Annotated in this window: 5 protein-coding genes; all 5 read right to left on the bottom strand. The window is 47.0% G+C overall.

Annotated features, from left to right (window positions below):
* Positions 1-368: low-complexity tail membrane protein (locus tag IQ229_RS07745; RefSeq protein WP_194042656.1), on the bottom strand; the 368-nt coding region annotated here is incomplete at its 3' end.
* A gap of 105 nt (positions 369-473) precedes the next feature.
* Complete coding sequence (gene infB / locus IQ229_RS07740; protein WP_194042654.1) at positions 474-3,638, bottom strand: translation initiation factor IF-2; 3,165 nt, start codon at positions 3,636-3,638, stop codon at positions 474-476.
* Between the two features lie 479 nt (positions 3,639-4,117).
* On the bottom strand, positions 4,118-4,387 hold the full coding sequence (locus IQ229_RS07735; protein ID WP_194042652.1) for a YlxR family protein: 270 nt from the start codon (positions 4,385-4,387) through the stop codon (positions 4,118-4,120).
* A 149-nt stretch (positions 4,388-4,536) separates the two neighbouring features.
* The gene (gene nusA / locus IQ229_RS07730) at positions 4,537-5,823 is read right to left on the bottom strand and encodes a transcription termination factor NusA (RefSeq protein WP_194042650.1); all 1,287 of its coding nucleotides are present in this window, start codon (positions 5,821-5,823) and stop codon (positions 4,537-4,539) included.
* 234 nt (positions 5,824-6,057) lie between these two features.
* Complete coding sequence (gene rimP, locus IQ229_RS07725; RefSeq protein WP_194042648.1) at positions 6,058-6,519, bottom strand: ribosome maturation factor RimP; 462 nt, start codon at positions 6,517-6,519, stop codon at positions 6,058-6,060.
* Between the last annotated feature and the right edge of the window lie 175 nt (positions 6,520-6,694).

Below are 6,694 nucleotides of genomic sequence, written 5' to 3'. Positions count from 1 at the left end.
GAATTTGCTACTAATGGGGCAATTTGGTAAAGATTCCACAGTATCCAAATCGACAATACTGATGCCACCAATGCCAGGATACGATTTGATTTTGTATTAATTAAACAGAGAATTTTTCGCTGCTGCTCAGTCAGATTTTCTGGTTTTTGGGCTATTCCTAAAAGAGCAAATATATAAAAGGGGCGACGCAACTGCATCCATAGCAGGGGGAGAACACCAATGGCGGCAACTAACAATAGCTCCATCCAGACCGGCAAAAATGGCTCGCCTACAGACAAAAACAATAAGCAGAGTACTAAAAAAACAGGCAATGTCGCCAATCCAGCGACGTGAATCCACAAAATAGGTTCAGAGCGAAATGAATGCATATTATAAAAAGTTATGAGTTAAGAGTTAGGAGTTGGGAATTAGCAGCTTTTAACTCCTAACTCTCAATTTACCACTCCTAACTTCTAACCATTTTACCCTCAACACTATCTCGTTAAGGTGAGAGTGCGACGCTTTGTAACCATCTGATAGGCTTCGATGATGTCACCTTCAACCCAATCATTGAATTTATCGATGCCGACACCGCATTCATAACCGGCGTTGACCTCACGGCTATCTTCTTTCATCCGTTTTAGGGAGTCAAGGACGCCTTCAAAGATCACCTTACCGTTGCGTCGCACTCTGACTTTGCAGTTGCGAACTAGCTTGCCAGATTGAACGTAGCAACCGGCAACCGCACCACGACCGACTGGGAAGACGGCACGTACTTCGGTTTGACCCAAGGGTTCTTCCACCAACTCTGGTTCCAAAAGACCTTCCAAAGCATCTTGGATATCTTCTAGGAGTTTGTAGATGACGTTATATTCCCGGACATCGACACCTGCTTCATCGGCAGCTTGTCTAGCGCCACTGGCAAAGGTGGTGTTGAAGCCGATAATTACAGCGTTACTGGCAGCTGCTAAGTCGATATCTGTCTCGGTGATTTCCCCAGCAGTAGCCAACAGCATCCGAATTTGAACTTCGTTTTGCGGGATTTGCTTGAGCGCTCCCACAATGGCTTCCACGGAACCTTGTACGTCTCCCTTCAAGATCAAGTTGAGTTCTTTCAACTCGCCTTCTTGTGCTTGAGCCGACAGGGTTGTAAGGGTAACACGACCCTGTAACAAACGGGATAGGCGTTGTCTGTCTGCGCGATCGCTAGCGAGTGCTCTGGCTTCTTTCTCGTTCTGGAAGACCTCGAACTCGTCGCCGGCTGCCGGCACATCACTTAAACCTAGTACCTCGACAGCAAAGGAAGGAGAAGCAATGTCTACTCTCTTACCTCTATCGTCCACCATCGCCCGGACTTTACCGAAGGCAGAGCCAGCTACTAAGATATCTCCCACATGCAGGGTACCATTCTGAATTAGCAGGGTAGCAACTGCTCCCTTAGCTTTATCCAGATGTGCTTCAATGACAGTTCCCTTGGCGGTACGATCGGGGTTGGCAGATAGTTCTGCAACCTCTGCTACTAAGAGAATCATCTCTAAGAGCGTATCCAGATTTTCACCTCTGATGGCGCTCACGGGAACCATGATTGTCTCACCGCCCCAGTCTTCTGATGTCAGACCATACTGGGTCAGTTCTTGTTTAACCCGCTCTGGCTGTGCCCCTTCTTTGTCAATTTTGTTGATTGCAACAACAATTGGCACTCCCGCAGCTTGGGCATGACTAATGGCTTCAATGGTTTGGGGACGGACACCATCATCAGCAGCTACTACTAAGACGGCAATGTCTGTTACCCGCGCTCCTCGTGCCCGCATAGCTGTAAAGGCTTCGTGACCAGGAGTATCCAGGAAGACTATCTGCTGAGGTTTGCCCTCATGTTCCAAATCTACATGGTATGCACCAATGTGTTGAGTGATACCGCCAGCTTCGCCAGCAGCCACTTTGGTTTTGCGAATTGAGTCGAGCAGAGTTGTTTTACCGTGGTCTACGTGACCCATAATTGTCACGACTGGCGGACGGCGGTGGAGATATTCTAGGTCTTCTGCACCGACCATTTCCGTGATTTTCCGAGCTTCTGCTTCTCGTTCGACGGTTTCAACTTCTATTTCTAGTTCTTTTCCTACTAGGGTAATTGTGGGAATATCTAGGTTTTGAGTGATACTCACCGCCATACCTTTCAGGAACAGGATTTTGACAATCTCTGTATCGGCAACGCCTAATACGTCAGACAGTTCTTGCACAGTCAACGGCCCTGTGATCGTCACTTTTTCGGGGCGATCGCGCTTTGTCTCGGCTTCTTGGCGACGGTTTTGGTGATGGTCGCGCCCACCAGATTTGGAACCAGACCTGGAACCAGACTTTCTGGCTCTTGCAGTTGGGGCGCTAGCAAGGGTTGCACCTGGCATCTGTACAGGTCGAGTCGCTTTTGGTTTGGGAGGACGAGCAATAGAAAGGCTGACTTGGACTGTGGCTGGTGAATCTATATCGTCATCATCCAGCAAATCTTCTTCAAACTCATCATCAAGTATGGGTTTGATTCGCTTGCCTTTGACGCCAGCTTTTGCCTTTTCTTTAACTTCGTCAATTATTTCCTCTTCTACCCACTTTTTGCCGCCTTTGGTCGGTCGAGGCGGACTTGGGCGTTTCAAATCGAGCAGATCCGGTGTGACTGGTTCATCACCCAATCCTTGCGATTTGCCCGCTATGCCCGACATCTGTCTGGGTGGAGTCGCGATCGGCATTGCGGCTGCTACTGCTTCACCTGGACGTGCCGGTCTGGGTCGTTGTCCCTCTCCCAGTTGTGATGGTGCAGATGGTCTATTGCCCCTCTGCTCTGGTCTGCTGGGTGCAGGGGTAGGACGACTTGTCCTTTGTGGCGCACCTGGTGGAGACTGGTCTGTTGGCAGTTTAGCGACTCTTGGCTTAATTTGCTCGCGATCGCCTTCTGCGGGTCGTACCCGTTGGTCGCGTTTGAGGATCGGTTTATCTGCCTGAGATACTGGCGCCTCATCTGCCACCACCTGGGCTTCTTCCGCCGCAGGTCTGGCTGGAGGAGCAACTAATTGTGGTTTGATCGGTTTTTCCGATTTTGGTCTCGGTGAAACTGTTTTTTCCGGTTTTTGGGATGCTATTTTTTCCGGTGCCGGATTTGGATTAGGCGTTTGTTCCAAGTCAGCGATCGGAGGTTGCTCTTGAGTCTCAGATTGAGTCCGGGGCACAGGTCGAGTTGGTGCTGCCGGTTTTAGGGGTGAGACTGGTGTAGCGAAAGGCCGTGGAGGAGAGGGAGGATTAGCTTCAGACAAGGCAGCTTGGGTATTGTTAGCAAGTGACGCCTCTGGGGCGTTGGGAGTAGTATTTCTCAATATTTTGGGTTTGCGTATTTCCAAAATTTGCTGTTTGTGGGGTGCAGCAGGTCGGTTACGTCCGCCGTTGGGTGGTGAATTCGGCTTATGGCTGGTTGTACCTAGTTCCTTTTTGGCTGACACATTCGTAGTTGCTAGCTTTTCTGCTGCCGCCCGGATGTTTTCTGCCTCGGATTCTGAAATCGTGCTGCTATGGCTTTTGACCGCAATATCGAGCTGGTCGCAAATTGCTAGTAGCTCTTTGTTATCCAAATTCAATTCCTTTGATAATTCATAAATTCTAACTTTGCCGTTGTTCATCCACTCTTCCCCTTTAATTTACAGTTTTAGCGGATGGTTGCCTGGTTTGCGACATCTCCATCCTTGGATTACTGTTTTTAGACTGCCGTTCAGTTTTTGCCGGTGCCTCCAATCAGGAAAGAGAGATGTTTCGGTTTAATAATGGCATCCCCACCAGGAATGATGGTTGAGGGATACCCATAAAAATTTCTTAAATAAAAGATTTTTATAGGAACCCTTGACGCCGAACTGCGCCTGAGCGCTACCAGGTTGCCATTTTGTAGTTTCTTGTTTTGTTGATTCTGAGTCTTCCACAACACAATTGATTACATCTTGTTCTGGGAATGTTGCCTCGCCCCTCCTTATTGGAGAGCCGAATGCCTTTTACACCCATTTACTATTTTGGCACTAACCTTAACGATCAACAGAGAGTGTAATGAAAGCGCGACTTCGGCTTTCGACACAATTTCTCTAATGATGACGTCACAAAGTTGTTCCAACTAAATTTGGTTTTGGGTATTACTGCGGGCTAGACGTTGCGACAAGCTTTGGTACAGTGCTTCTGGCACTGATGCATGTAGCGATCGCCCTAGTCGATTTTTTTTTTGAGCCGCTTGTAAGCAACTCGTTTCTGGACAAATATAGGCAGAACGCCCCATGCCCTGATCCAATTGTACCTTTCCATCGGGAAAGACGCGGACAATCCGCCAAAACTCATCTTTTGAGCCTACTTTACGGCAACTAATACAGCGCCGATAATTTGGTTTCATCGGTTCTTTGCGATCTCAGTCCAGGATTTGGGATGTAAAAAGAAGTTTATTATTACTATTTTTTACTTATACCAAGTAGCTTTTGAGAAAATTATCCTTGAGACTGAGATTACAATATTACAGTATCAAAACTTTACAAAATTAATCAATTATTCATCATCGTTATTGTCAAAACTATCTTCCTCTTCTAATTCATTCTGATTTTCATCCTCGAATTCTTCTTCATATTCAAGATCGTCTTCTTTTGATTCCTCTGATTGATATTTTGTTCTGACAGCTGCAAATTTAGTATCTTCTGCTGCATAGTCATACTTAGCTTTGTCTTTAATGTCTATTTTCCAACCAGTCAGACGGGCTGCCAAACGGACGTTTTGCCCTTCTTTCCCAATGGCCAGACTTAATTGATCTTCAGCTACCAGTACGTGAGTTTGCCGCGATTCTGGGTCCATCAGGCGTACTTCATCTACCCGTGCTGGACTTAAGGCATTAGCAATGTATGTCGCTGGGTCTGGCGACCAGCGAATTACATCTATTTTTTCACCGCGTAATTCGTTGACTACCACTTGAATTCGCGATCCCCTAGCTCCAATACAAGCACCTACTGGGTCTACATCGCGATCGAGAGTATCTACTGCTATTTTAGTTCGGGGACCGACATAACGGGAAGGGGGGTTTGCCTCCCTAGCTACGGCAACAATCCGTACCACTTCATCTTCAATTTCTGGGACTTCGTTGGCGAAAAGATAAACCACCAAACCAGCATCAGCACGAGACACAAGCAACTGTGGACCTCGTTGCTGACCTTGGGAGACTTTTTTCAGATATACCTTGAAGGTGGCATTTGCCCGATAATTATCGTTGGGCAACTGTTCCCGCTTTGGTAATTCGGCTTCTACTTCTGGCTGACCAAAGCCGCTGCTAACTGCTAGAACCACTGATTGCCGCTCAAACCGCAGGACTCTTGCTTGGAGAACAGTTCCTTCTAAATCTTGGAACTCTTCTTGCACCATCTGGCGCTGTTGATCCCGTAATTTTTGCGCCAATACTTGCTTAGTTTGCATTGCCGCCATCCGACCAAATTCTCCTTGGTCGGGGGTAACATCCAGCACTACAGAGTCTCCTAACTGCGCTTCGGGAGCGACTTGTTGAACTTCGTCTAGAGAAATTTGGTGGTCTGTATTATCTACTTCTTCAACAATGGTTTTGGTGGAAAGAACGCGAAATCCTTCTCCTTCAATATCGAGTTCTACTTCAAAATTTTCAAAATAATCTTCGTCAAACTGTTTGCGCTCTAAATTTTGGGCGCGGCGATAGCGTTCATAGCCTTTGAGTAGTGCTTCTCTAATAGCTGATTGAACTGCAAGCCGGGGTAAATTCCGTTCGCGACTTATACTTTCAATTAATTCTTTTAATCCAGGTAAAGTAACCATTGACATAAGCAATCTCCTTTAAAAATTAGGAACTAGAGACTGGGCGTTGGACATTGGGCGTTGAGCATTGGGAAGAGGACAAGGAGACAAGGAGAATTGGGGGCAAGGGGAAAAACTTGTTGCAAGTTCTCACCTCTTGTCACCTTGTCACCTTGTCTCCCTTGCTCCTCTGCTCCTCTGCTCCTCTGCTCCTCTGCCCCTCCAATACCTAGTCTCTAGCCTCTAGCCTTAGTAACTTGTTTATCGGCGCTCCTCTAACTGCACCTTAGTAATTAGGGAGCGGGGAATTTCGACTACACGACCTTTTTGATTTAAGTAAAGTGCTGTCTCATCCCGACGAATCAACTGACCAATCCACTCTTGTTGTCCGTCGTAGGGTGGCGAAGTGGAGATAATAACAGGAAATCCTTTAAAGGAAATAAACTCCCTGTCTGTTACCAGTTGCCGCGAAATACCAGGACTAGACACTTCCAAGACGTATGTATCTGGAACGATTTCCGCAGCATCTAAGGAGGCTTCTAAAGCACGGCTCATCTTCTCACAATCGTTCAACCCAGTGTCTTGCTCAGGATTGCGAATGTCTACCCGCAACACTGGTGGACTCTGGTTGGTGTGAAAAACCACGCCAACCACTTCCAATCCCAGTTCTTCTGCCACTGGTGTCGCCAAATCAATAATTTGTGGAACTAAAGGATGAGCCATGAGAGAATTCAATAAAAAAAGTGGGCATCGACCCACTTCCTGCGATAGGTATATCTTCCAAGAAGTCTTGTGACGAACCAGATTATGATTCGCCTAATTCGAGTTTAGCGCATTTCTTTTATAGTCGTGTATTGGGCATTGAGCATTGGGCATGGGGCATTGGTTATTCTTCTTG

Origin of the sequence: Nostoc cf. edaphicum LEGE 07299 (assembly GCF_015207245.1) — a bacterium.
In the GTDB taxonomy this organism is placed as follows: domain Bacteria; phylum Cyanobacteriota; class Cyanobacteriia; order Cyanobacteriales; family Nostocaceae; genus Nostoc; species Nostoc edaphicum_B.
This window is presented reverse-complemented; position numbering and strand designations above follow the sequence as displayed.